Origin of the sequence: Yinghuangia sp. YIM S10712 (assembly GCF_051388935.1) — a bacterium.
In the GTDB taxonomy this organism is placed as follows: Bacteria; Actinomycetota; Actinomycetes; order Streptomycetales; family Streptomycetaceae; genus Yinghuangia.
Window position 1 is genome coordinate 549,449 of record NZ_JBPKBI010000002.1, and the last position, 24,648, is coordinate 574,096.

Genomic DNA, 24,648 nt, shown 5'->3' on the forward strand with positions numbered 1-24,648 from the left:
CCACCGCCGAAGCTGTCGGGGGAGCGGGTGACGCGGGCGTCAGCGACGCGGGCCGCGCGGCATGCGCATGTTGCGCGGCATCGGGCCCTTCGGCACCGGCATGTTGTCCAGCAGGCTGCCGAGCGCCCGCAGCCGGTCGTTGACCTGCGCGACCTGGCTCTTCGACATCGTGCGCGGCAGCTTGACCACGCGCGACTGAAGCTTGCGCAGCGGCACCTGGCCCTCGCCGTTGCCGACCACGAGGTCGGTGACCACGACACCCTCGGCGATCTTCGACATCTTGCGCTTCTCGGCGGCCAGCAGGTTCGCCACCCGGGTCGGCTGACCCTCGCCGACCAGCACGATCCCCGCCTGGCCCACCGCGCGGTGGACGACGTCCTGGTTGCGGGTGACCGCGACGGCCGGCGTCACGACCCAGCCGCGCCGCAGCGACTGCAACACGGCGACGGCGGCTCCCGGCTGGCCCTCCATGTCACCGAGGACGGCCTTCTCGGCCCGGCGCCCGAAGACGAACACGGCGGCCAGAAGTCCGAAGACGAAGCCCAGGATGCCGAGGATGATCGGGTGGTCGATCAGGAAACCGATCGCCAGGAAGACCCCGAGGACCCCGAGGCCCCACGCCGCCACGATGAGTCCGATCCACCTGTCGGACTTCTTGGTCATCTTGTAGGCGAGCCGGATCTGCTGCAGCCGGCCGCTCTTCTCCGATGATTCCTTGCTCGCCATGTCGCACAGGATACCGATTGCACACGGCGGCGCGGCGGCGGCCGGGCTCCCGGTATGCGCCGGTCGGAGGCGGTCCCCGGCGGCGTCCGGAACCGTCAGACGCTGACGGTCTCCACCCGGGCCGTCTCGGCCTCCGCGAGGCGTTCGAGGATGACGGTCGCCTCCGCGCGGGCCCGCGCCCGGCGGCGGTCGTCGCACACCGCGTCCCACGCGTTGCGCCGGGCCGTGCGCTGCGCGCCTTGGAGTGTCATCAGCGACTCCATGGTGCGCAGTACCACGCCGACGGTCGCCTTGCGGGCCGAAGCGCCCCGGTCGAACGCACCGCGCAGCGCCGCGGCGTTGCCCAGCGTGATCCGGCCGAATGGAACATTGCCGACCTGCATGACTGTCGTCCCCCTCCACCGGGCCGCCCAGCGTACCCGGGTCGTGGTGAGTGCGAACAAAGCCGTGAACGTGCGTGGCACCGGAGCGGTGCCGGGTGGTGCCGGTATTCCGATGCCTCAGCGCTCTGAAGTGATCAGAACTTGTACTGAAGAAGGCTCGGGGAGAACCGATGTGTTCTACCCTCGCCACCCTGTGTTACCAGGGGATGACACAAGGGTCAAACCACCGTGAACAAGGATTTCATCCGCGCGTCGCGGTTACGGGCTGCGACGCGGCGTCACTGCCTGCGGTGTTGCCGTCCGCCCGCCGGTCGAGGGCCTGCCGGTAAAGCCGTCCCGCGCGATACGACGAACGGACCAATGGTCCGGACATCACTCCGGCGAAACCGATGTCCTCGGCCTCTTCCTGAAGCGCGACGAATTCCTCCGGCTTCACCCAGCGCTCGACGGGGTGGTGGCGCACGGTCGGGCGCAGGTACTGCGTGATCGTGAGCAGCTCGCACCCGGCGTCGTGGAGGTCCTGCATCGTTTGGCTGATCTCGGCCCGCTCCTCGCCCATGCCGAGGATCAGGTTGGACTTCGTCACCAGGCCCGCCTCGCGCGCGGCGGTGATCACCCGAAGCGAGCGCTCGTACCGGAAACCGGGGCGGATCCGCTTGAAGATGCGCGGGACCGTCTCGATGTTGTGCGCCAGGACCTCGGGCCGCGAGGAGAACACCTCGGCCAGTTGGTCGGGCTGCCCGGTGAAGTCGGGGATCAGGAGCTCGACGCCCGTGCCGGGGTTGAGCGCGTGGATCTGGTGGGTCGTCTCGGCATACAGCCACGCACCGCCGTCGGACAGGTCGTCGCGGGCGACCCCGGTGACCGTGGCGTACTTCAAGCCCATCGCCTGTACGGACTCCGCCACCCGGCGCGGCTCGTCACGGTCCAGTTCGGCGGGCTTGCCCGTGTCGATCTGGCAGAAGTCGCAGCGCCGCGTGCACTGGTCGCCGCCGATCAGGAACGTCGCCTCGCGGTCCTCCCAACACTCGTAGATGTTGGGGCAGCCGGCTTCCTCGCACACCGTGTGCAAGCCCTCGCGCCGCACCAGGCCCTTCAGCTCGGTGTACTCCGGGCCCATCTTCGCGCGGGTCTTGATCCAGGCAGGTTTGCGTTCGATCGGGGTCTCGGCGTTGCGGACTTCGAGGCGAAGCAACTTGCGGCCGTCGGGTGCGACAGCGGACACGCGAGCTCCCTTGTGTGGAGGAGTAGCCGTTCGGTGGCGGTGACTCCAGGGTACGCCCCTGTGTTCGACCGTCCTGGTACGGCCAACGTGCGAGCGCCCGAGGTGATTCCCGGCCGGGCCGCACGCTGACCGGACACCGCTCACACACCGACCGGTGCGAACACCTCCGCGAGATGGCGCTCCACGAGAGGCATGACCTCGGCGACGGTGACCCGGCGCCCGAGTTCCCGGCTCAGCGACGAGACGCCCGCGTCGCGGATGCCGCACGGCACGATGCGGTCGTACGACGTGGTGTCCGAGTCGCAGTTGAGCGCGAAGCCGTGCATCGTCACCTTGCGCGACACACGGACCCCGATCGCGGCCAACTTGCGGTCCTCGCCCCGCTGGCCGGCGTTGGACGGCGCGTACTCCGGCCCGGCGAGCCGCGGGTCGAACTCCGGGTGCGCGCGTGGATCCGGGGCACTGATCCGGGAATCGAGCCGGAGGGTGAGCCCCGACGCCGCACTCGTTTGCGGCAGTTCGTCACCGAGGACCCAGACACCGCTGCGGCCTTCGATGCGAGTGGTTTCCAGGCCGAACCCGGCGCATGTGCGGATGAGTGCTTCCTCCAGCCGGCGCACGTACGCGACGACGTCCACCGGCTCGGGCAGGCGCACGATCGGGTACCCGACGAGCTGGCCCGGCCCATGCCACGTGATCTTGCCGCCGCGGTCGACGTCGATGACAGGGGTGCCGTCGATGGGACGCTCGGAGTCCTCGGTGCGGCGCCCGGCGGTGTAGACGGGAGGGTGTTCGAGGAGGAGGCAGGTGTCGGGCCGTTCACCGGCGACGACAGCGGCGTGCAGGCGGCGCTGCTGCTCCCAGGCGAGTTCGTAGGGGACGGCTTCTGTGCCGATGCCGGCGTGTACGAATTCCAGGACTGTCACGGGTCAAGGGTACGGCGGTGGGGTGGTGGCCCTTGGACGGGTCAGTCGCGCACGGAGACTGTGGTCGTCACACCGTTGAACGAGTACGACACCTCGTCTGGCGCGGATCGCCAGTTGTAGTCGATGGTGAAAGTCACCCGAACCGTGCCCGTCGGCATCGGGCCGATGCTGTTCGCGCTCTTCCTGCTATCGGAGCATGTGGCCACTTCGGTCCTGCTGCTTGAGCAGGTGACCTTGGCTCGGTTGGGAAGGCTGACGAGGCTGACGTTCCATCCTTCTGTGGGTGGATTCTGCGGGCTTTGGATGTCGATCGTGAAAGTGACTTTGTACCAGTCACTTTCGACGGCGTTGACGGATGACTCGTACTTGCCGGGGGGTGCGCTCGGCGTCGGCGTCGACGGAAGCGGTGCGGGCGGCGGGGGCGGAGCCTGACTCGGTGGCGGAGGCGGTGGCGGCGCTGAACTGGTCGTGGCCGTCGGGGACTTCGACTCCGACTTCGAGGCAGTTGGCGATGTCGTCCTCCCCTTGGTGCCGGAGGCGGATGCCGTCGGTGATGCCGCGCCGGACGGCGACGGACCCGTCATCCCCTCCGACGACGTGTTCATCGGAATGTCCACGCCCCCGGTCGGGACGTTCAGGCCGATTGCCGTGTCGTTCTGTTTCGCCTCGCCGCCCGTGCTGCTGAACAGCCACACGCCCGACGTCGCCAGCAGGCACACCAACGCGGCGGCGAGCAAGGGCAGCGCCACGCCGCCCGCGGTGCCGTCCCCGCGTTCGGATCCTCTCTCGGCTTTGCTGTCGGCTCTGCGGTCGCCGTGCCGGCCCAAGCGAAATCCCCCGCTCTCGTCATGAACTTCACCAGACGTCCGCACCTGCCTGCGGGTTTTGGTGACTTGTTCTCGCCCCCCGGGGCCACAGCGTAGAGCCGCGCGCTGTCTGTTGCCCGACTCTGGATCATGTGGACGGAACAGTGTTCCACTTCGGGCTGTCAGGGGGAGAACTCCCGGGAAAACAGGGCATGCAGGGGTGTTCACGGGTCAAACGCCCGTAGCGCAGGCGCTGATCACACGCCGGGGTGGCGCCACGTGGCGACCCTGTTCCCCTGCGTCACCCGAAAGGGTCATTCTTTCGGCCATCGGGATCGGGACGGTCCTCGCGCTCGCTAGATTCTCGCGCGATTCGACACGACCGCGGGAGGCGTGCAAACGAATGACCACCAGGGCCGAACGGCGCCCCAATCACCGGCTGGCCGCGCTCGTCGAGGAGGCCGGGTTCTCGCACGCCGGCCTCGCTCGACGGGTCGACCAGCTCGGTGCCGAGCAGGGCCTCGACCTGCGGTACGACAAGACCTCGGTGGCGCGTTGGCTGCGTGGCCAACACCCGCGCGGGATCGTGCCGATGCTCCTCGCGGAGGTGTTCACCCAGCGGCTCTCACGCAAGCTCACCGCCGAGGATCTGGGGATGGCCGGCTGCCGCCCCGACTACGCGGGCCTGGAGTATGCCGCCGGGCCGGGTGAAGCGGTCGAGATCGTGTCCGGCATGTGGCAGGCCGACTGCGCGCAGCGGCCGGCGTTGGCGGAGGCGTCGTTCACACCGGGTGCGCTCGTCGTGCCGAGCCGTGACTGGTTGATCGGCTCCGGCGACGAGGATCCACAGCGTTCCGACGGCGCGCGTGTGGGTGCGGGTGACGTGGAGGCGGTCCGCGCGGTGGGCGAGGCGTTCCGCCGCCTCGACAACTCGTTCGGCGGCGGCCATGCGCGGCAGGCGTTGGTGCGTTACCTCGACACCGAGGTGGCCACGATGCTGCGGGGCAGCTACAGCGCCTCGGTGGGGCGCGAACTCTTCGCCGCCGCAGCGGTGTTGACGCGGCTTGTGGGGTGGATGGCGTACGACACCGGCGTGCACGGGATGGCGCAGCGGTACTTCGTCCAGGCGCTGCGGCTCGCGCAGGCGTCCGGGGACCGGGCGTTGGGTGCCTTCGTGCTGACGACGATGAGTCGGCAGGCCATCTATCTCGGGCACGGGCGAGAGGCGGTGCAGCTTGCCCGCGTCGCGCAGCAGGGTGCGCTGGCGGCGGCGACGCCGCGCGTACGCGTACTGCTGCACGCCGTCGAGGCGCGTGGGCACGGGTTGTTGGGGGACGCGCGCGCGTGCGTTGCCGCGCTCGGGCGGGCGGAGCAGGCGCTTGGGCAGGCCGGTCCGGAGAGCGAGGAGCCGGACTGGGCGCGTTACATCGACGAGGCGCAATTGGCCGACGAGCACGCCCACTGCTTCCGCGATCTGGAAGACCACCGCAGGGCACGGGAGTTCGCTGAACGCTCACTTGAGCTCCGCAATGCGGAGTACACCCGCAGCATGCTCTTCTGCCGCACGGTGCTGGCAACGGCCCTGCTGGGTCTGGGCGAGCTCGACCAGGCGTGCGAAATCGAGGCGGAGGCGACCGAGTTCGCCGGTGGTCTGCGTTCGGCGCGGGCGATGGACTACGTACGCGAGTTCTCGCATCGCCTGACCCCCTACCGCGACAGTCCCGCGGTACGCGGCTTCGCCGAGCGGACGGACGAGTTCTTGTGCGCGGCCTCCTAGGTCGTGTCTTCGAACTCACGTCGGGTGGGCCGCGTCGCACCGGGCCTGGACGGCCTTCCTTCGTGCCGTGCATCGGGGGGGCGCCGGTTCCGAACTGGTACTCGGTCGTACTAGGAGGAATCGGCAACGCCGCGAGGTGCGGTGCCAGACCTGGGAGGGCCGCCGGGCCCGGCGTGCGGACCGGCGGCAGGGGACGGCAGCCCGGTGCGGTGACGGTGTGCGGCGCACGGGCAGCCGAGCCCGTGTGCCGCCGACCGTCACGCTGCGGGCACCTTCCCGCCGCTCTGCCGCGCGGCGCCTTTTGCGAAGGCGGTCAGCGCGCCGAGATCCGCGAGTGCGGACCGTGCCGCGCGTCGGCCGGAGGCCAGTGCGCCCTGGATGCTGCTGGAGTCACGATGGTCGCCGCACACGTACAGCCCGGCGAGTACGCGTACCGGCCGCCGGAAATTGTGGCCCGGTTCCACGACCGGGATGGCTTGCGGCAGGTGACGTGTCGTCAGGTGTTCCCAGTCGTGTGTCGCCACCTGGTGGATGGCGGACAGGCGTTTCCTGACCAGCGCTTCGAGCCTGCTGGGCTCCGTGCCGTCGTGGCCCAGCACCGTGGAGCACACGAGTGCCCGGTGGTCGGGTGAGTAGGTCGGCGCGACCGCGGTCATCACCGCGGTGTGCGTCAGCGGTTCCGCGGGCGTGGTGTCGGCGACCAGGACGGGGTCGGCCTGGGGCAGGGCCGGGGCGACGTGCCAGAGCGTGGTGACGCTGTGGAACTCCGGGCGCCGCAGGCCGGGAAGGAGCGCGACCGCGGTCGTCGGGTCGGTCGCCACGATCACCGCACGTGTGGGTATCTCCCCGTCGTGGTCGGTGCTGACGTGGTCGGTGGCTATTGCGGTGACGCGTACGCCGTACCGCACGGTCCCCGGTGGCAGCCCCGCCGCCAACTGCTCGGCCACCGCGCCCATGCCCAGCGCCGGCACTCCCGTTCGCCCGCGCAGGTACGAGCGCAGCACCAGGTCGGCGAACCGGCGGGACGTGGCGAGTTCGGGGTCGTGCAGCAGCGCGGTCAGCAGCGGCCGTAACGCGGCGGGCCAGCCCGCCTCCGCGGTCGCGACGTCGGGCGCGGTGAGGATGCGCGCCACAGGAAGAGCCGAGGCCCGGCTGAGTGCGGCCGCCACGCGGGCCCGGTCGACGGGGCCCGGGCCGCGCAGTGCCCCGAGGGCGCCGCGCATGCGCCGGATGTCCGCCATGCGCCGCACGCTCGTGCGCCGCCCGCCGACGACCGTGCCGGGCCCGCCGTCGCCGACGACCTGCACGCCGGGTGCGAACGCCCGGAAATCCAGTCGGTCGAGGTCGAGTCGGGTGGTCACCTGGGGGTACGCGGTCGCAAGGGTCTGGAACCCGTTGTCGAGCCGGAAGCCGTCCACCACATCCGTGTGGACCCGCCCGCCCGGCCGGTCGGCGGACTCCAGCACGGTGACGTCGACCCCGGCGGCGGTCAGCCGGTGTGCGGCGCTGAGTCCGGCGATACCGGCCCCCACGACGATGACATCGGTGCGGTGTGCCTTGGCCACGGTGCCCCCTCGGGTTGCCGGGGCGCGGCGCGTACGCCGCGCGTTCGCCCTGGAGTCATACCCAACGCAAACCGCGGAAAGCCCGTACACCCTCGTGAAAGGCCGGTAAGCGCATACGAACAGCCAAGAGACGTAAAGCCGTTGACACTACGTCAGGTAAGTGCGAAAGCGGACGCACCGCGCGCAGCCGTCATTTGCGCAAAGCCGCCGCCAACGCGAGGTCGATCGTCGGATCGGCGAAACCGAACCCCGCGTTCCGCAGGACCGAGGGGATCGCGCGTTGACTCGACAGCACGTCGTCGGCGAGCCCGCCGAGTACAGTGCGCAGGGCGAACTTGGGGACCGGGAACAACGCCGGCCGCCGCAGCGCACGCGAGACCGCCTTGGTGACCTCGGCGTTGGTCACAGGGTCGGGCGCCGTCAGATTGACCGGCCCGCGCACGCTTTCGGCGTCCAGCAGGAACCGGATCGCGGCGACCGTGTCGCGCAGCGAGATGAAACTCCAGTACTGCCGCCCGTCACCGAGCCGCCCGCCGACACCGAGGCGGAACGCGCGCATCAGCGGCCCCCACGCGCCACCCTCGGCGGCGACGACCAGGCCGGTGCGCAGGTGTGCCACGCGTACGCCGGCCTCCTCGGCCGGCAGCGTCGCGGCCTCCCATTCGACGCACAGCTCGGCCAGGAAGCCTTCTCCCGCAGGCGCGGTCTCGTCGACGGCCCGGTCGCCGGTGTCGCCGTAGTAGCCGATCGCGGAGCCGCTCAGGAACACCTTGGGCGGTGCCTCCGCGGCGGCGATCGCACGGGCCAGCGCCGCGGTGCCGAGAATCCGCGAGTCGCGAAGCTCCTTCTTGTACGCGGCGGTCCACCGCTTGTCGCCGATCCCCGCACCGGCCAGATTCACGACCGCGTCGACCCCGCGCAGGGCATCCGCGTCGACGGTGCCCGCGGCCGGATCCCAGCGTGCCTCGTCGGCACCCTGCGGCGGGCGGCGCACGAGACGTACGACCTCGTGGCCGTCCGCGCGCAGCGAGCGCACGAGAGGAGTACCGATGAGACCCGACGACCCCGCCACGGCGATGCGCATGACGGCCAATTTACGCGCAGGCGTCGGCCGTGCGGCGGATGCGCGACGGCCGAGCGCGGAACGGCCGGAGGCGGCCCCGTTGCCGGGGCCGCCTCCGTACCTACCACCTTGCCGTGGACGGCTGTTCCTCCGGAGGAGGTGCAGCCGTCACCCGTGACGCGCTGTCAGAGACCGAGGTCGCCGTCGAACGCGCCTTCCTCCAGGCGCGTCTTGACCGCCGTCAGGAACCGCGCGGCGTCGGCGCCGTCGACGATGCGGTGGTCGTAGGACAGCGCCAGGTACACCATGTCGCGGATCGCGATGGTCTCCCCGAGGTCGGGGTGGTTCACGACCACCGGACGGCGGACCGTCGCCCCAATGCCGAGCATGCCGACCTGCGGCTGGTTGAGGATCGGGGTGTCGAACAGCGCACCGCGCGAACCGGTGTTGGTCACCGTGAAGGTCCCGCCGGCCAGCTCGTCCGGCTTGACCTTGTTGTCACGCGTGCGGGCCGCGAGGTCGGCGGTCTTCTTGGCGATGCCGGCGATGTTGAGGTCGCCCGCGTCGTGGATGACCGGGACCATCAGGCCGCGGTCGGTGTCGACGGCGATGCCGATGTTCTCCACCGCGTGGTAGGTGATCGTGTCGTCGTCATTGACCCGGGCGTTGACGACCGCGTGCACCTTGAGCGCTTCGGCCGCGGCCTTGACGAAGAACGGCATCGGCGACAGCTTGACGCCCTCGCGCGCGAAGAAGTCGTCCTTGGCCTTGGCCCGCAGCCGCATGATGTTGGTGACGTCGACCTCGACCACGGTGGTGAGCTGCGCCGACACCGCGAGCGAGTCGACCATGTGCTTGGCGATCGCCTTGCGGATGCGGGTCATCGGCAGGGTCTGGCCGCGCAGCGCGGACGGCTCGACCGCGGGCGTCGTCGGCGCGGAGGGCGCGGCGGCGGGTGCGGCGGCCGGGGCCGGGGCCTTCCGGCGCGCGGCGTCGAGGACGTCCTGCTTGCGGATGCGTCCGCCGATGCCGGTGCCGCTCAGGGTGGACAGGTCCACGTTGTGCTCGGCGGCCAGCTTGCGGACCAGCGGCGTGACGTACGCGGCCTCGCCCTCCGCCGGAGCGGGCGCGGGCGCCGGAGCAGCCGGGGCGGCGGCCACCGGAGCGGGGGCGGGTGCCGGAGCAGCGGGTGCCGGAGCAGCGGCCGGGGCCGGAGCGGGTGCCGGAGCCGGTGCAGGGGCCGGCGCGGGTGCGGGTGCGGGGGCCGGTTCGGCAGCAGGCGCGGGAGCCGCGGCCGGAGCAGCAGCGGGCGCCGGTTCCGGGGCAGCCGCCGGAGCGGCTCCGGGCGCGCCGATCACCGCGAGCTGCGCGCCGACCTCGACCGTCTCGTCCTCGGCGACGCTGATCGCCAGCACGACGCCGCCGACCGGCGCGGGGATCTCGGTGTCGACCTTGTCGGTCGAGACCTCGAGAAGCGGCTCGTCGGCCGCGACGGTGTCGCCGACCTGCTTGAGCCAGCGCGTGATGGTGCCTTCCTGGACGCTCTCGCCGAGCGCCGGCAGCAGCACCGGGGTGCCCTGCGCGTCGCCGCCCGAGGGCGCAGCCGGTGCGGCGGCGGGAGCGGGTGCCTCGGCGGCCGGCGCGGGCGCCGGTGCGGCGGGCTGCGGAGCCGGCTCGGGCGCGGGCGCCGCCGGGGCCTCCTGGGCGGGCGCGGCCGGGGCCGCTGCCGCACCCGAGCCGTCGTCGATGATCGCCAGCTCGGCGCCGACCTCGACGGTGTCGTCCTCGGCGACCTTGATGGACATGAGGATGCCGGCGGCGGGCGCCGGGATTTCGGTGTCGACCTTGTCGGTCGAGACTTCGAGGAGCGGCTCGTCCATTTCGACGCGCTCACCCTCCCGCTTGAGCCAGCGGGTGATGATGCCCTCCTGCACGCTCTCGCCGAGCGCGGGCAGTGTTACAGAGACCGGCATGGGGTCAGTGACTCCTTCGTACGCTTCCGGGCAAAAGTGTCGGCAGGGGCGCGTCAGTCGTGCACATGCAACGGCTTGCCGGCGAGGGCCAGATGGGCTTCGCCGATCGCCTCGGACTGGGACGGGTGCGGGTGGATGAGCTGCGCCACCTCGGACGGCAGCGCCTCCCAGTTGTAGATGAGTTGGGCCTCGGCCACGAGCTCGCCCATTCGGGCGCCGACCATGTGGATGCCGACGACGGGGCCGTCCTTGACCGAGACGACCTTGACCGAGCCGGCCGTCTTGAGGATCTGGCTTTTCCCGTTGCCGCCGAGGTTGTAGTCGAGCAGCGCGACGTTGTCGGCGCCGTACCGCTCGGTGGCCTGCGCCTGGGTGAGCCCGACCGACGCGACCTCCGGGTCGCAGTACGTGACACGCGGCACGCCGGTGTAGTCGATCGGCGCGACCCCCAGACCCGCGATGCGCTCGGCGACGAGGATGCCCTCGCCGAAGCCCACGTGGGCGAGCTGCAGCGTGGGGATGAGGTCGCCCACTGCGGAGACGGTCGGGACGTTGGTTCGGCAGTACTCGTCGACGAGCACGTAGCCGCGGTCCATCGCGATGCCGGCCTCTTCGTAGCCGAGGCCCGCGGAGACGGGGCCGCGGCCGACCGCGACGAGCAGCAGCTCGGCCTCGACCTGCTTGCCGTTCTCCAGCGAGACGCGCACGCCCGTGTCGGTGTACTCGACCCCGCTGAACCGCGCGCCGAGCTCGAACTTGATGCCGCGCTTGCGGAACGCGCGTTCGAGCAGCTTGCTGCTGCTCTCGTCCTCGACCGGGACCAAGTGGGGCAGCGCCTCGACGATCGTCACATCGACGCCGAACGACTTCCAGGCGCTGGCGAACTCCACGCCGATGACGCCGCCGCCCAGGATCACCGCGGAGGCGGGCACACGGTCGAGGACCAGGGCGTGGTCGCTGTTGATGACGCGGTTGCCGTCGATCTCCAGGCCGGGCAGCGACTTGGGCACCGAGCCCGTGGCCAGCACGACGTGGCGGCCTTCGTACCGCGTGCCGTCGACCTCGACGGCGGTCGGCGAGACGAGGCGGCCGGTGCCCTCGACCACGGTGATCTTTCGGCTCGCGATGAGGCCGGTCAGCCCCTTGAACAGACGGGAGATGACCCCGTCCTTGTACTTGTGCACCGCCGCGATGTCGATGCCCTCGAACTTCGAGATGACGCCGAATTGCGCGCTCTCGCGGGTCTGGTCCGCGACCTCGCCGGCGTGCAGGAGTGCCTTCGTCGGAATGCAGCCCTGGTGAAGGCAGGTACCGCCGAGTTTGCCCTTTTCGATGAGCACGACCTGCATCCCCAGCTCCGCGGCGCGAAGCGCGCAGGCGTAGCCGCCGCTTCCGCCTCCGAGGATCACTACATCGAAAACGGCTCCGGCGTCTTTCGCCACGTCACGTCCTCCTGCTGGTATGCCATGTGCCCACCCGGCTGATGCGCCGGGATCGCACCCCCTTCTTGTGGAAGGGCCTGAGTGCCGGTACAACATCCTCCCACTTGTTGCAGGGGGGACGGCACCGCGGGTGCGCGCGGCTCGTTCCGGTGGTGTGTTGCCTGTGCCACAGGCACACCGACAAGCTGTTCAGCCACGGCGCGCCGACCCTGGGGCGACCGAGATGAGGATCGGCCGAGGGAGGGACCGGACGTGGGACTGTTCCGACGGGGTTCGCGCGCGCGGCGCAGTGAGGCGGGCGCGGCTGTCGAACACCTCAAGGAGTTCGCGCGCAGCCGCCGGGGCGTCGAGGCGTATCTCGAACCGACCACGACGGTGAGCGGCACGACGATCGTGCTCGTCGCCGACACCGGCGAATGGACGCGGCGACCGATAGCGGACCCCGACGCCGGGCGCGCGCTCGCCCGCAAGCTCGGCATACCGCTGTACGAGGCCGGCATAGTCGGCTACCCGCAGCGCATGCGCGAGTGGACGCAGAAGAACCGCGGCACCGGCTGACGGCGCCCCAGGCCCGGGCAGCGGACCTGGCGCGGGCCCCGGGCGGGACGAGTCCGTCGTCCGGAGCGGACGCAGGCGGGCGGTTGCGGTTGCGAGAGTCCGCATGGGCGAAGCCGCATTCGGGGTGCCTCGGTGCCGAGCCTCGGCTGCGGCGGCTCAGGCGGCTCAGGCGGGCGGTTGCGGTTGCGGAAGTCCCGTATACGCGAATCCGCATTCGGGCACTCGATGCCGGCGCCCTCGGCGCAGGCGGTGAGTCGATCGACCACGCGGCTCGCCGGCTCACCCACGCGATGCCGAGCGCGCGGGCCGGGGAGCGGGTGCCCCGGCCCGTCGCGCCGGTGTCAGATCGTCCCGTCGGCGACGTCGGCCGCGAGCTGCACCAGCGTGCGCACCGCGACGCCCGTGCCGCCCTTCGGGGTGTAGCCGGACACCTCGCCCTCGTTGAACGCCGGGCCCGCGATGTCGAGGTGTGCCCACGAGACGCCCTCGGCAACGAACTCCCGCAGGAAGATGCCGGCCGACAGGCCGCCGCCCATGCGCTCGCCGATGTTCTTCAGGTCGGCGACCGTCGAGTCGAGCGACCGGCGCAGCTCGGCGGGCGTCGGCAGCGGCCACGAAGGCTCGCCGGTGCGCTCGGCCGCGTCGTGGACGGCGGTGCGGAAGTCGTCGTCGTTGGCGATGATGCCGAACGTCTTGTTGCCGAGCGCGACCATCATCGCGCCGGTCAGCGTCGCGACGTCGACGAGCTTCTCCGGGTCCTCCTCGCACGCCCGGGTGATCGCGTCGGCGAGCACGAGGCGGCCCTCGGCGTCGGTGTTGAGCACCTCGACCGTGCGACCGCCGTACATGCGCAGGACGTCGCCGGGGCGCGTCGCGGTACCGGAGGGCATGTTCTCCGCCAGAGCGAGCCAGCCGGTGACGTTGACCGCGAGGTCGAGGCGGGCGATAGCGGCGACCGCGCCGAGCACGGCGGCGGCGCCGGCCATGTCCATTTTCATGGTCTCGTTGGACCCCGGGGGCTTGAGCGACAGACCGCCCGAGTCGTACGTGATGCCCTTGCCCACCAGCGCGATACTGCGTTCGGCGTCGGGGTGCGTGTAGCCGAGGCGTACCAGGCGCGGCGGGTGCTGCGAGCCCTGGCCGACCCCGAGGATGCCGCCGAATTCGCCCTTCGCCAGCGCCTTTTCATCCATCACATCGACCTTGAAGCCGAAGTTCTTGCCCAGGTCGACGGCGATCGCCGCGAAGGACTTCGGGTTGAGGTGGTTGGGCGGGGTGTTGACGAGGTCACGGGCCCGGTTGACGCTTTCGGCGACGACGAGCGCGCGCTCCAGCGCCGCCTTGGCGGCCTTGTCGCGTGCCTTCGCGCCCAGCAGCACGACCTCTTTGACCGCGGCCTTGCGGCCCTCCAGGGATTTCTCGCGGTAGGTGTCGAAGATGTACGCGCCGAGCGCGGCGCCCAGCGCGACGGCTTCCACGGACGCCGGGTCATCGAGGGCGAGCGCGACACCCACCTTGTTCAGGCCTGTCGCCGCGCGTGCCGTGTTGCCGCCGAACCTGCGCAGTTGTTCGTGGTCGAAACCGTCGTCCGCGACCGTTCCGACACCGACCGCGATGACCACGGGGGCCTTCAGCGACCCCGCGCCCACCGCCGTCGGAACGCGCGTGGTCTCGCCCTCCGCGCCGGTGGCACCGAGTGCTTCGAGGACCGAGGCCAGCGCGCCGTCGAACGCGGTCTCGACGGTCTCGCCGCCCGCGGCGACGACCGGGCCGTCGGCGCCCTTGACGAGACCGATGACGATGGCGTCGGCGCGCAGGGAGGCCGCCGAGCTGGTGCTCAGGCTCAGTGTGGTCACGAGTGTCCTGTTCTCCTCTTGTGGCTCTTCTCGCCGATCTTCCGGCGAACCGCGCAGCGAAACCCATGTCGTGTCGCGGCCTTCCCCGAAGGTGCCGGGGGGATGCCGGGGAACTGCCGGATCCCGGCGTATCCCCACAGCATTACATGTCCTCGCGCGGCGTGTCTCAGCCCGTGGACAGGACCACCAGCGCGGCCGCCGTCGCCGTCTCGGCCACCGCACCGAGCACGTCTCCCGTGATGCCGCCGATGCGACGAACCACGTGCCACAGCAGGGCGCTTGCCGCGCCCAGCGCCACAACGACGGACAACAGCGCCCGTACGACTCCAAGTTCGGTCGCCGCACCCACACCGGCGGCCGACGCCGCGAGCAGGAGCACGAGAAGAACCACCGTCACCGGCCGCAGAGTTCCGGCCACCATCGCCCCCAGGCCGCCCGGGCGCGCGCTCGGCACGCCGCGCAGGCATCCGAACCCGATCGCGACGCGCCCGCACACCACCGCGACCACCAGGGCCGCCACCGCCTCGCCGGTTCCGTGCCGCGCTCCCGTCTGGGCGAGCGCGGCCGTCTGCGCGAGCAGGGTGAACACCAAAGTGAGCACCCCGAACGGGCCGATGTCGGAGGCCTTCATGATGCGCAAGGCGTCTTCCGCGGGTCGACCCGAGCCGAGGCCGTCGGCAACGTCCGCCAGCCCGTCGAGGTGCAGTCCGCGGGTGAGCAGCGCCAGGGCGCCCAGCGCGAGCACCGCCGCGAGCAGCGGACCACCCCCGGCGTACGACGCCAGCGCCAGGACCCCGGCCGCGAGCCCGCCGACGACCGCGCCCACGAGGGGGGCCGTGGCCATCGCGCGCGCCGCCACGGCCCGGTCCACGTGCGGGACGCGCACCGGCAGCACCGACAGAGTGCCGAACGCGAGGCGAAGACCGTCGAACCTGGCCGCGCCGTTCACCGGGAGGCGTTCATGGGTGTGGCCTTCAATCCTCGGAGCCGGCGTGGCCGTTGCCGCCGGGGGCGTCCGCCGGCGCGTCCTTGGTCAGCGACATGACAGGTGTGGGCGCCGCATGATCGCCGTCGGTGTCTTCGGTGTCTTCGGTGTCCTTGGCGTCTTCGGCGTCGGGAAGCGCGGCGGCCAGGCACGCCGCGGCCCGCACGATCGGCAGGGCCAGCAGCGCGCCCGTGGCCTCGCCGTACCGCAGCTTGTAGTCGAGCAGGGGTTCCAGGGCCATGCGGTCGAGGGCCTTGCCGTGACTCGGCTCCGGCGTGAGGTGGGCGGCGAGGAACCAGTCGGGGCTGCGGTACGAGATGCGCTGCACCACCAGCGCGGCGGCTGCCGAGGCAACGCCGTCCAGCAGTACCGGCGTACGACGGATCGCCGCCTGGAGCAGGAAGCCGCTCATCGCGGCGAAGTCCGCGCCGCCCGACACCGCGAGCAGCCGCAGCGGCTCGCCGAGCACTGGCCGCGCCCGCCGGAGCGCGTCGCGGATCGCGGCGCACTTGCGGATCCAGGCGGCGTCGTCGATGCCGGACCCGCGCCCGATCGCGGACGCCGCGTCCATGCCGGTGAGCGCGGCGATGAGCACCGCCGCGACCGTCGTGTTGCCGACGCCGATGTCACCGACGACGAGGAGGTCGGCGCCGCCGTCGATCTCCGCGTCGGCCACGTCCATGCCGGCCCGGAACGCCTCCTCCGCCTGCGCGGTCGAGACGGCGTCACCGCGGTCGATGCCGGCGCTGGACCGCCGCACCCGGTGCCGTGTGACGGCGGCGGGCAGCAGCTCGGGATCGGTGTCGACGGCGATGTCGACCACGCGCACCGGGGCGCCGGACAACCCGGCCAGCAGCCCGGCGGCGCCACCGCCGGCGGCTGCCTCGCGCACCGCCCGGGCGGTGTGTCCCTCAGGCAGGGCCGACACGTTCTTCGCGGCGATCCCGTGGTCGCCGGCGAACACCACGACGTGCGGCGCGGCGATCGGGCGCACCGACGTGCCGCCCTGGACGCCGGCGAGCCACACGGCGACGTCCTCCAGCCGCCCGAAGGCGCCCGAGGCCCCGGCCTGCCGTGCCAGCCGAGCCCGCAGACGGGCGCGCGCCTCGTCGTCGGGGCGTGTGACGAGGCCGGAAAGTGAGTCGAGATCGATAGCCATCGCGGGTCAGCGTAATGCGTGGCCGATCCGGTGCGTGAGCCGCAGTCCGGCACCCGGCGGGGAGCGCGACCGCGACACCGGCCGGCGGTCGGGCGATGGGGGACGCCCCAAGGTGAGAGCGCGCCGACAGATTCCACGGCCGTCCCGCAACGGCTGCACGGACGAAGGGTCGAGGTGACGGCAAGGCTCGCTCGCGGGCGTCGCATCGACGGAACGGCCAAGGCGGTGGCGGTCGTGGCGGCGTACGAACGCGCTGCTACCGGTTCGGGCAACCGCAGGGCCGCCTCGCCCGGGAACTCCCGTCGCCCGTCCGCTCAGTTCCGCGCGTGCCTCGGCTTCCTCGGCAGTCCGCGCAGTGTGAGTGCCTGACCCGCGACGACGAGCAGCACTTCGTCGGACTCCTCGGCGACGGCGGCGTTCAGGCGGCCGAGTTCGTCGCGGTAGCGGCGGCCCGAGGCGGTCGCCGGGACCACGCCGCTGCCGACCTCGTTGCTGACGGCGACCAGCGGTACGCGGCAGCCCCGCCACGCGGCGGCGAGCTCGTCGACCCGCTTGCGGACGGCCTCGCGGGCGCTCGCCTGCCACGCGTCGTCGTCCCACGCGTTGCATTCGTCCATCACCGCGGTCAGCCACAGCGACAGGCAGTCCACCAGGAGCGGCACGGTCGCGGTGGTCACCAAGGACGCCAGGTCGGTGGTCTCGGCGGTGCTCCACGTCGCCGGGCGGCGGTCGCGGTGCGCGGCCACGCGCTCGGCCCACTCGGGGTCGCGGTCGCGTGTGCCGCCGGTCGCGACGTACAGGACGTCCGGGACGGCGGCCAGGCGGCGCTCGGCCTCCACGGACTTGCCGGACCGTGCGCCGCCGAGCACCAACGTCCGGTGGGGGCGCACCGGTTGCGGGTCGGGGTCGGAACCGAGGCGTACGACACCGCCGTCCGCGACCGCCCGCGCCCCCCACGCGGCCAGCCGCCGCGTCAACTCCTCGCCGGGAGGGGCCTCGTGCGAGAGATGCACGGCGAGTACGTCGGTCTCCTCGGTCACCGCGCCCTCGCGGCGCAGCGCGGCCAGGCGCTCCGGCCAGGCGACGACGTCCAACAGCACCGCGTCGTAAGGCCGTCCGTCCGCCCACGAGCGCGCGGTGTCGGCCTCGGGGGCGAGGCGCGACGACGGTATGTACAGCAGCCGCGAGCCGCCCGGCCCGGTCACCGCGTACGCGACCCGGCCCGGCGAACCTCCCGGCAGCACCCGGACTCGGTGCGCACCGACCGCGAACTCCGCGCCCGGTTCGACCGTTTGCCACGGCGGGCCGCCCGCGGTCGGCGCCGGCAGCCCCGCAGGCGGACCGGACGGTGCCGCGACCAGTTCGAGTCCGGCGGCTGGCAGCCACGCCAGGGGAGCGGCCTCGGCCGGGCCGGTCAGGAGCAGGTGGCGCACCCCCGTCAACGGCCGTGACGCGCGGGCGGCGGCGTGCGCGGGCTCGGGGCCGCAGTCGATCAGCAGCGTCCCGTCGACCAACACGCAACTGGGTTCCCGCACCGCCGATCCGGTGCAGCCCAGGCAGGACGCGCAGATGCAGAACGGCTGGGGCCAGCCGCGCGGGCCGGCCGTGCCGAGGAACGTCAACTCCATGGTGTGCTGCGCTACTCCCGAACTGGTACGGCGGTGTGGAATATCGACAGAATGTCCGTTGGTCCCCGGTCGGCTACTGTGCGGACCGTTCAAGAGCCGAAGTGATCGAAGGTCCGACGAGGACCGGGCAGCGATGCGGTCCGGCGCAAACCGACGAAGGAGCCCGCGATGATGTGGCAGTGGCGGTATGAGAACGCGGACGGCGTGCCCGTTCCCGGCCCGAAGTCCGAGGAGTTCTCGAATCAGTCGGACGCGGAGACATGGCTCGGCGAGAACTGGCGGGGGCTGCTGGACGCCGGCGTGGAGCAGGTCACGCTGCTGGAGGGTGACGACGTCGTCTACGCGGCGATGAGCCTGCGGGCCGCCGAATAGCCATCGCCCGCACGCCTGTTGCCTCGCCATCGCGCCCGCGACGTCCGCCCGGCGCGGCCCGGTTGCCCCGGACCGCGCCGCCGGACCTCGCTGTCAGGGGCGCCCGGCCGGGGACTTCGTCTCCGCCGGATCCCGCTCGACGAACGGCTCCAGGATCACGTCGATCTTCGTCATCAGCTCGTCGTCCAGCTTCACACCCGCGGCCTTGACGTTCTCCGCGACCTGCTCGGGGCGGGACGCCCCGATGATGGCCGCCGAGACGTTGGGGTTCTGCAGGACCCACGCCACCGCAAGTTGCGCCATCGTCAGCCCGGCCTCGTCGGCGAGCGGACGCAAAGCCTGGACGGCGGTGAGCAGTTCGTCAGTCATGTGCCGGGCGATGAAGTTCTGGCCGCCCTTGTCGTCGGTGGCACGCGACCCCGCCGGCGGCGGGTGGCCCGGCCGGTACTTCCCGGTCAGCACACCCTGGGCGATCGGCGACCACACGATCTGCCCGAGCCCGACCTCCTCGCTCGCCGGGACGACCTCGGACTCGATGACGCGCCACAGCATCGAATACTGCGGCTGGTTCGAGATGAACGGCACGCGCAGTTCGCGCGCGAGTTCGGCGCCCGCGCGGATCTGCTCCGCGTTCCACTCCGAGACGCCGATGTACAGGGCCTTTCCGGAGCGCACGACGTCGGCGAACGCCACCATCGTCTCCTCCAGCGGAGTCGACTGGTCGAACCGGTGGGCCTGGTAGAGGTCCACGTAGTCGGTGCCGAGCCGCTTCAGCGACGCGTCGATCGACTCCATGATGTGCTTGCGCGACAGACTGCGGTCGTTGCGGCCCGGCCCGGTGGGCCAATAGACCTTCGTGCAGATCTCCAGGCCTTCGCGGCGCTCGCCCTTCAGCGCTCGTCCGAGGACGGCCTCGGCGCGCGTCTCGGCGTAGACGTCCGCGGTGTCGAATGTGGTGATCCCGGCGTCGAGGGCGGCGCGCACACACGCGAGTGCGGCGTCCTCCTCGACCTGCGAACCGTGCGTGAGCCAGTTGCCGTACGCGATCTCACTGATGACCAGACCGCTGCGGCCCAGGTGTCTGAACTCCATGCGCCCCACCCTAATCCGGGCGTCAGCGGACGGTCTTCTCACCCACCAGGTGCAGCACGGAGGCGATCCCGCGGTACGGGTCGACGCGTCCCGCCTCCTCCTCGACCGCGATGAGGTTCTGCCACGTCTTGCTCCCGCGCCGCGGAGCCGGCTCGTCGCCGCGCAGTGCGCTGAAGACACCGACGCCGTACCACGCGAGCACCGGCGCGCCCAGGTCGGCGAGCATCGTCCCGAGGCTCTCGGGGGAGTCCGTGCGCATCGCGTCCGTGGCGCCGACCGACCGTGCGGCGAGCGCCTTCCGCGTCGCGGTCCACTCACCCGCCACGCCGGGCGCCAGCGCGGCGGCTGCTCCGTTGGCCGCGGTGACGGACAGGAGGCCGCCGGGATTGAGGATGCGGGCGAGCGCGGCGAGCATGCCGTCGGGTTCGGCGGCGGCGTCCAGGACGCCATGGCACAAGGCGAGGTCGAAGCTGCCCGGCGCGAAGTGCCGTCCGGCCTCGCTGCCGTTGCCCTCGACGAGCCGCAGCCGCGAGCGGATCTCCTCGGGTTCGCCCGCGACCTCCTCGTGCATCGCGGTCAACTGAAGGGTGTCGGTGCTCACCGCGGTGACCAGGTGTCCGGCGCGGGCGAGCAGCAGCGACGGGGTGGCCGGGCCGCAGCCGACGTCGAGGACCTTCAGCGGGCCTCGCTGCCGCAGGCGTGCCAGGTGCTCGGCGAGCTGCCGGGACGCGATCTCGCGCTGCACGCTGGTGTGCAGATCCGCGGGCCAGGTGGTCGCCTCATGCAGGGCGGACGTCATCGTACCTCCGAGGAAACCCCGGCCCTGGGGCCGGGAGGAATCGGGCTGCTGTGCGGCAGGGCGGCGCATTCCGGTTCGCGGTGCGGTCCGGTGCGCCGCGCGGGCGGGTGTGGAAGGACAAACGGGCACCCGCTCTGCCGAAGCGTGTTCGCGTGGGCACAGTGCGTAGGTGGCGGCAAGTCCGTGGCCCGCGCAGGGCCTGCGGGACTCGCTCGACGTGGCTTCTGCGTGATCGGACGGGTTCGATTGGTTTCCGAAGTCCGGTGCGGGACACGGCGGTATGCCCGCCCCAAGTGCGGACGGGCGTGACCCCTACGGCTTTTCGCCGCGCTTGACCTGCGGCTTCGGCAGTCTCAGGCGCCGGACTTGCAGAGAGCGCATGAGCGCGTACGGCGTGCAGCCCTTGAAGTTCTCGTCCGGGAACCGCTGCCGGAGCTGCTTCTTGAGCGTGAGGTTCAGCCGCACCGAGTCCAGCATGATCAACACGATGATGACCAGCCAGGCGAGCAAAGACAGATTCTTGATCGCCGTGCTCGGCATGATGCTCATGATGAGGATCAGGACCGCGGAGGGCAGGAAGAACTCCGCGACGCTGATGCGGGAGTCGACGAAGTCGCGACAGAACCGGCGTACCGGCCCCTTGTCGCGTGCTGGAAGCGACCTTTCGTCACCGGTGATCAGCGCGGTGCGCTGCGCCTCGCGGTCCTCCCGGGCCCGCTGCCGGGCGACGCGCGCGGCCTCCTTGCGGTCCTTGGGAGGCGTCACGCGCGTCTTGCGGTTGGCCTGGGCCTCGCTGCGCTTGGGCGTGGGGCGGCCCTTCGGGGCCTCGGGGTCGCGGACCTCTGCCTCGATGGCGACCGTCTCGGGGGGCGCGGACTCTGCCTGCGAACGACGTCTGAACACGTCTCCAGCGTACGTGTTCGCTCCGCACGCGTGGACCGGCCCCGGCCCCGGCGGCGAACGGCACGGCGTCCGCGGCGGGTTGTGTCCCGGGTTGTGCCCGGCGGGAGTTGGCGGTGGGACGGATGGGGCGCCTGATGGACTGCCCTCCTGCCGGAAGGTCCATTCGCCATTTAGGCTGGTACAGGCCACAAGCTTGCCTACGAAGGGGGCGCGCGAGGCTCATGAGCACGCGATGCGAACGAATCGACAACCCGGATGCGTTTCGCGAATGCGGCGCCGAGCGTAGCGAGGTGCGGGCATGACCGGCGTCATGAAGCGGATGGCGATGATCTTCCGCGCCAAGGCGAACAAAACGCTCGACAAGTACGAGGATCCGCGCGAGATGCTGGATTACTCGTACCAGAAGCAGCTTGAGCTCCTGCAGAAGGTACGCCGGGGGGTCGCTGACGTCGCGACGTCCCGCAAGCGCCTGGAACTCCAGTTGCGGCAGCTCGAACAGCAGGCGGCGAAGCACGAGGACCAGGGCCGCAAGGCGCTGTCCCTGGGCCGCGAGGATCTGGCGCGCGAGGCGCTCACCCGGCGCAGCGGCATCATGCAGCAGATCGCCGACATGCGGTTGCAGTACGAGCAGCTCCAGTCCGAGGAAGAGAAGCTGACGCTGGCCTCGCAGCGGCTCCAGGCGCGCGTCGACGCGTTCCGGATCCGCAAGGAGACCATCAAGGCGACGTACACCGCATCGGAGGCGCAGGCCAACATCGGCGGCGCGATTGCGGGCATCTCGGAGGAGATGGCGGACGTCGGCCTCGCGATGCAGCGTGCTGAGGACAAGACCGCGCAGATGCAGGCTCGGGCCGGCGCGATCGACGAACTGCTGGCGTCCGGTGCGCTCGACGACCCGACCGGCATGGCCAAGGACGACATCACCGCCGAGTTGGAGCGGCTGTCCAGCGGCTCCGACGTCGAGCTCGAAATCATGCGCATGAAGCAGGAGTTGGGCCAGGCACCCGCACCGGCGCCGCAGGCACTCGGCCAGGGCGGGCAGCAGGCGCTCGGCCCGGGGCAGGCTGCGCCCGGTACACCGTCGCAGCAGGGCGACGCGCAGTACCAGCCCCGATTCGAGAAACAAGGGGAGTAGCCATGATCGTCCGCATCATGGGCGAAGGGCAGCTCGACGTCGCCGACGCTCATCTCGCCGCGCTGTCCCTGCTGGACGACGAGGTCGAGGCAGCCGTCGAAGCCGACGACGAACCGGCGTTCCGCACCGCGCTTGTCGCCCTCCTCGACCGCATTCGCGAGGTCGGCACCGCGGTGCCGGACGACGTGCTGGTCCCCTCCGAACTGGTCCTGCCCGCGGCGGACGCCAACGTCGACGACGTCCGCCAACTCTTCAAGGAAGGCGGCCTGATCCCGGGCTGACACTTCCCGCCCGGATCCGACACCCCAGCCAAGGCGAGGAACGCAGGGGCGCCCCCTCCCCGAACGTCCCGCCTTGGTTTTGTCGTGCCGTTTCGTCGTGGCCGCTTTCACACGGAGCCGGCCTTGGCGGACCCGCCCCGAACTCCGCGCGGGGGCCGGGGCGTTACGGCAGTGCCAGCATCTGGTCGAGGGCCTGCTTGGCGAACTTCTCGGTTTCCGGGTCGACCTGGATGCGGTTGACGACCTTGCCGCCGTCGGCCAGCGACTCCAGCGCCCAGACGAGGTGCGGAAGGTCGATGCGGTTCATGGTCGAGCAGAAGCACACGGTCTTGTCGAGGAAGACGATCTGCTTGTCCGGGTGTGCGGCGGCGAGGCGGCGTACCAGGTTGAGCTCGGTGCCGATGGCCCACGACGACCCCGGCTCGGCCGCGTCGAGGGTCTTGATGATGTATTCCGTCGAGCCGACGTAGTCGGCCGCGGTGACCACTTCGTGCCTGCACTCGGGGTGGACCAGGACGTTGACGCCCGGGATGCGCGAGCGCACGTCCTCGACCGATTCGAGGTTGAAGCGCCCGTGCACCGAGCAGTGCCCGCGCCACAGGATCATCTTGGCGGCGCGGAGCTGCGCGGGGGTCACGCCCCCGCCCGGCTTGTGCGGGTTGTAGACGACGCAGTCGTCGAGCGAGAAGCCCATCTCCAGCACCGCGGTGTTGCGGCCGAGGTGCTGGTCGGGCATGAACAGCACCTTCTCGCCCTGTTCGAAGGCCCACTCCAACGCGCGCTTGGCGTTCGACGAGGTGCAGATTGTGCCGTGGTGGCGGCCGGTGAAGGCCTTGATGTCGGCGGAGGAGTTCATGTAGGACACCGGCACCGTCACGTCGGCTATGCCGGCGTCGGTCAGGACGTCCCAGCACTCCTCGACCTGGTCGTACGTCGCCATGTCCGCCATCGAGCACCCCGCGGCCAGGTCGGGGAGGATGACCTGCTGCGCGTCGTTGGTGAGGATGTCGGCGCTCTCCGCCATGAAGTGCACGCCGCAGAAGACGATGTACGCAGCGTCGGGGCGCGCCGCGGCCTCGCGTGCCAGCTTGAACGAGTCGCCCGTCACATCGGCGAACTGGATGACCTCGTCGCGCTGGTAGTGGTGGCCCAGGATGAAGACCGAATCGCCGAGCTTCGCCTTGGCCGCCCGCGCGCGTGCGACGAGCGTGGGGTCCGCCGGGCTCGGCAGGTCGCCGGGGCACTCGACGCCGCGTTCGCTGTACGGGTCGGCGCCGCGGCCCAGCAGGAGCAGGGCGAGCGGCGTCGCCTCGACGCCCGGCGGCAGGTCCAGATCGTTGGTCGCGGTCACGTCGCACATCCTTTTCGTCTAACTGACGCAATGTATCCTACCCCGATGTCGTCGGATTGACGAGAGCCGGGGTGCCGCAGGCGACATGCATCACATTGCACGCGACGCGGGTCACAGCGCCCGGTACGTTCCGGCGTGGCCGTGGTATGCGACCATGAACCCGTCGGACATGAACCGATCGGGCCCGGAATAGAACCCAGGCCACCTTGCGTTGCCGACGGTGACAGCCGTATCCAGCACCGAACCACCACGTGGGAGCTTCCAGATGACGGTCAAGGACGAGACCACGACCAGTGGCGTCATCCTCACCGATGAGGCCGCGGCCAAGGTCAAGGCCCTGCTTGAGCAGGAGGGGCGCGAAGACCTCGCGCTGCGTGTGCAGGTGCAGCCGGGCGGCTGTTCCGGTATGCGCTACCAGCTCTACTTCGACGAGCGCTCGCTCGACGGCGACTCGGTCCAGGAGTTCGGCGGCGTGCGCGTCGTCACCGACCGCATGAGCGTTCCGTACCTCGGCGGCGCGACGATCGACTTCGTCGACACGATCGAGAAGCAGGGCTTCACGATCGACAACCCGAACGCGGCCGGCTCCTGCGCCTGCGGCGACTCGTTCAGCTGATTGCGCCGGCTGCGGGAGCGAGTCCCG

The 24,648-nt window shown here is 71.2% G+C and carries 23 protein-coding genes; 6 read left to right on the forward strand and 17 right to left on the reverse strand.

Features of this window, described 5'->3' with window-relative positions:
- Positions 1 to 39: 39 nt before the first annotated feature.
- The 5 genes from ACRX5W_RS07790 to ACRX5W_RS07810 all read right to left on the reverse strand — a co-directional run bounded on the left by ACRX5W_RS07790 (position 40) and on the right by ACRX5W_RS07810 (position 3,997).
- On the reverse strand, positions 40 to 726 hold the full coding sequence (locus ACRX5W_RS07790; protein WP_436787202.1) for a DUF4191 domain-containing protein: 687 nt from the start codon (positions 724 to 726) through the stop codon (positions 40 to 42).
- A gap of 95 nt (positions 727 to 821) precedes the next feature.
- Positions 822 to 1,109, reverse strand: a complete 288-nt coding sequence (locus ACRX5W_RS07795) for a hypothetical protein (RefSeq protein WP_436787203.1) — start codon at positions 1,107 to 1,109, stop codon at positions 822 to 824.
- Positions 1,110 to 1,350: 241 nt separating this feature from the next.
- On the reverse strand, positions 1,351 to 2,334 hold the full coding sequence (gene lipA, locus ACRX5W_RS07800; protein ID WP_436787204.1) for a lipoyl synthase: 984 nt from the start codon (positions 2,332 to 2,334) through the stop codon (positions 1,351 to 1,353).
- A 140-nt stretch (positions 2,335 to 2,474) separates the two neighbouring features.
- Positions 2,475 to 3,260, reverse strand: coding sequence for a lipoyl(octanoyl) transferase LipB (gene lipB / locus ACRX5W_RS07805; protein WP_436787205.1), 786 nt, complete (start codon positions 3,258 to 3,260; stop codon positions 2,475 to 2,477).
- Between the two features lie 41 nt (positions 3,261 to 3,301).
- On the reverse strand, positions 3,302 to 3,997 hold the full coding sequence (locus ACRX5W_RS07810; RefSeq protein WP_436787206.1) for a hypothetical protein: 696 nt from the start codon (positions 3,995 to 3,997) through the stop codon (positions 3,302 to 3,304).
- A 472-nt stretch (positions 3,998 to 4,469) separates the two neighbouring features.
- Here ACRX5W_RS07810 and ACRX5W_RS07815 point away from each other — a divergent pair, with 472 nt between their 5' ends.
- On the forward strand, positions 4,470 to 5,843 hold the full coding sequence (locus tag ACRX5W_RS07815) for a regulator (RefSeq protein ID WP_436787207.1): 1,374 nt from the start codon (positions 4,470 to 4,472) through the stop codon (positions 5,841 to 5,843).
- 257 nt (positions 5,844 to 6,100) lie between these two features.
- Here the strand turns inward: ACRX5W_RS07815 and ACRX5W_RS07820 are convergent, their stop codons facing one another.
- From ACRX5W_RS07820 to lpdA, 4 genes are all read right to left on the reverse strand, one after another.
- A complete protein-coding gene (locus tag ACRX5W_RS07820; RefSeq protein WP_436787208.1) occupies positions 6,101 to 7,408 on the reverse strand; it encodes an NAD(P)/FAD-dependent oxidoreductase in 1,308 nt (435 codons plus the stop codon).
- 190 nt (positions 7,409 to 7,598) lie between these two features.
- The gene (locus ACRX5W_RS07825; RefSeq protein WP_436787209.1) at positions 7,599 to 8,501 is read right to left on the reverse strand and encodes a TIGR01777 family oxidoreductase; all 903 of its coding nucleotides are present in this window, start codon (positions 8,499 to 8,501) and stop codon (positions 7,599 to 7,601) included.
- A gap of 155 nt (positions 8,502 to 8,656) precedes the next feature.
- Positions 8,657 to 10,444, reverse strand: a complete 1,788-nt coding sequence (gene sucB / locus ACRX5W_RS07830; RefSeq protein WP_436787210.1) for a 2-oxoglutarate dehydrogenase, E2 component, dihydrolipoamide succinyltransferase — start codon at positions 10,442 to 10,444, stop codon at positions 8,657 to 8,659.
- 53 nt (positions 10,445 to 10,497) lie between these two features.
- Positions 10,498 to 11,886 carry a dihydrolipoyl dehydrogenase gene (gene lpdA / locus ACRX5W_RS07835; protein WP_436787211.1) on the reverse strand — a complete coding sequence of 463 codons (1,389 nt, stop codon included), beginning with the start codon at positions 11,884 to 11,886 and terminating at the stop codon, positions 10,498 to 10,500.
- Between the two features lie 252 nt (positions 11,887 to 12,138).
- Here lpdA and ACRX5W_RS07840 point away from each other — a divergent pair, with 252 nt between their 5' ends.
- Positions 12,139 to 12,444: a hypothetical protein gene (locus tag ACRX5W_RS07840; RefSeq protein ID WP_436787212.1), complete on the forward strand. Its 306-nt coding sequence runs from the start codon at positions 12,139 to 12,141 to the stop codon at positions 12,442 to 12,444.
- A gap of 341 nt (positions 12,445 to 12,785) precedes the next feature.
- Here ACRX5W_RS07840 and ACRX5W_RS07845 read toward each other — a convergent pair whose 3' ends face one another.
- From ACRX5W_RS07845 to ACRX5W_RS07860, 4 genes are all read right to left on the reverse strand, one after another.
- Positions 12,786 to 14,300 (reverse strand): leucyl aminopeptidase, encoded by a 1,515-nt coding sequence (locus tag ACRX5W_RS07845; RefSeq protein ID WP_436787213.1) that lies wholly within the window; start codon positions 14,298 to 14,300, stop codon positions 12,786 to 12,788.
- A 166-nt stretch (positions 14,301 to 14,466) separates the two neighbouring features.
- Complete coding sequence (locus ACRX5W_RS07850; RefSeq protein ID WP_436787214.1) at positions 14,467 to 15,249, reverse strand: adenosylcobinamide-GDP ribazoletransferase; 783 nt, start codon at positions 15,247 to 15,249, stop codon at positions 14,467 to 14,469.
- A 25-nt stretch (positions 15,250 to 15,274) separates the two neighbouring features.
- Positions 15,275 to 16,444 carry a nicotinate-nucleotide--dimethylbenzimidazole phosphoribosyltransferase gene (gene cobT / locus ACRX5W_RS07855; protein ID WP_436787215.1) on the reverse strand — a complete coding sequence of 390 codons (1,170 nt, stop codon included), beginning with the start codon at positions 16,442 to 16,444 and terminating at the stop codon, positions 15,275 to 15,277.
- Positions 16,445 to 16,758: 314 nt separating this feature from the next.
- Positions 16,759 to 18,072, reverse strand: a complete 1,314-nt coding sequence (locus ACRX5W_RS07860) for a bifunctional adenosylcobinamide kinase/adenosylcobinamide-phosphate guanylyltransferase (protein WP_436787216.1) — start codon at positions 18,070 to 18,072, stop codon at positions 16,759 to 16,761.
- 168 nt (positions 18,073 to 18,240) lie between these two features.
- Between ACRX5W_RS07860 and ACRX5W_RS07865 the strand changes: the two genes are divergently transcribed.
- Complete coding sequence (locus tag ACRX5W_RS07865; RefSeq protein ID WP_436787217.1) at positions 18,241 to 18,444, forward strand: hypothetical protein; 204 nt, start codon at positions 18,241 to 18,243, stop codon at positions 18,442 to 18,444.
- A 93-nt stretch (positions 18,445 to 18,537) separates the two neighbouring features.
- Here ACRX5W_RS07865 and ACRX5W_RS07870 read toward each other — a convergent pair whose 3' ends face one another.
- From ACRX5W_RS07870 to ACRX5W_RS07880, 3 genes are all read right to left on the reverse strand, one after another.
- Positions 18,538 to 19,536 carry an aldo/keto reductase family protein gene (locus ACRX5W_RS07870; RefSeq protein ID WP_436787218.1) on the reverse strand — a complete coding sequence of 333 codons (999 nt, stop codon included), beginning with the start codon at positions 19,534 to 19,536 and terminating at the stop codon, positions 18,538 to 18,540.
- Positions 19,537 to 19,558: 22 nt separating this feature from the next.
- The gene (locus ACRX5W_RS07875; protein ID WP_436787219.1) at positions 19,559 to 20,335 is read right to left on the reverse strand and encodes a class I SAM-dependent methyltransferase; all 777 of its coding nucleotides are present in this window, start codon (positions 20,333 to 20,335) and stop codon (positions 19,559 to 19,561) included.
- 312 nt (positions 20,336 to 20,647) lie between these two features.
- Positions 20,648 to 21,238 carry a DUF3043 domain-containing protein gene (locus ACRX5W_RS07880; RefSeq protein WP_436787220.1) on the reverse strand — a complete coding sequence of 197 codons (591 nt, stop codon included), beginning with the start codon at positions 21,236 to 21,238 and terminating at the stop codon, positions 20,648 to 20,650.
- Positions 21,239 to 21,536: 298 nt separating this feature from the next.
- On the opposite strand from ACRX5W_RS07880, the gene ACRX5W_RS07885 reads away from it, so the two are divergent.
- Together ACRX5W_RS07885 and pspAA are read left to right on the forward strand one after the other, a co-directional pair.
- On the forward strand, positions 21,537 to 22,373 hold the full coding sequence (locus ACRX5W_RS07885; RefSeq protein WP_436787221.1) for a PspA/IM30 family protein: 837 nt from the start codon (positions 21,537 to 21,539) through the stop codon (positions 22,371 to 22,373).
- 2 nt (positions 22,374 to 22,375) lie between these two features.
- Positions 22,376 to 22,654 carry a PspA-associated protein PspAA gene (gene pspAA / locus ACRX5W_RS07890; RefSeq protein WP_436787222.1) on the forward strand — a complete coding sequence of 93 codons (279 nt, stop codon included), beginning with the start codon at positions 22,376 to 22,378 and terminating at the stop codon, positions 22,652 to 22,654.
- 163 nt (positions 22,655 to 22,817) lie between these two features.
- Here pspAA and nadA read toward each other — a convergent pair whose 3' ends face one another.
- Complete coding sequence (gene nadA, locus ACRX5W_RS07895) at positions 22,818 to 24,014, reverse strand: quinolinate synthase NadA (protein ID WP_436787223.1); 1,197 nt, start codon at positions 24,012 to 24,014, stop codon at positions 22,818 to 22,820.
- A gap of 256 nt (positions 24,015 to 24,270) precedes the next feature.
- Between nadA and ACRX5W_RS07900 the strand changes: the two genes are divergently transcribed.
- Entirely contained in the window at positions 24,271 to 24,621 is a 351-nt protein-coding gene (locus ACRX5W_RS07900; protein WP_436787224.1) for a HesB/IscA family protein, read from the forward strand.
- The last annotated feature ends 27 nt before the right edge of the window (positions 24,622 to 24,648 follow it).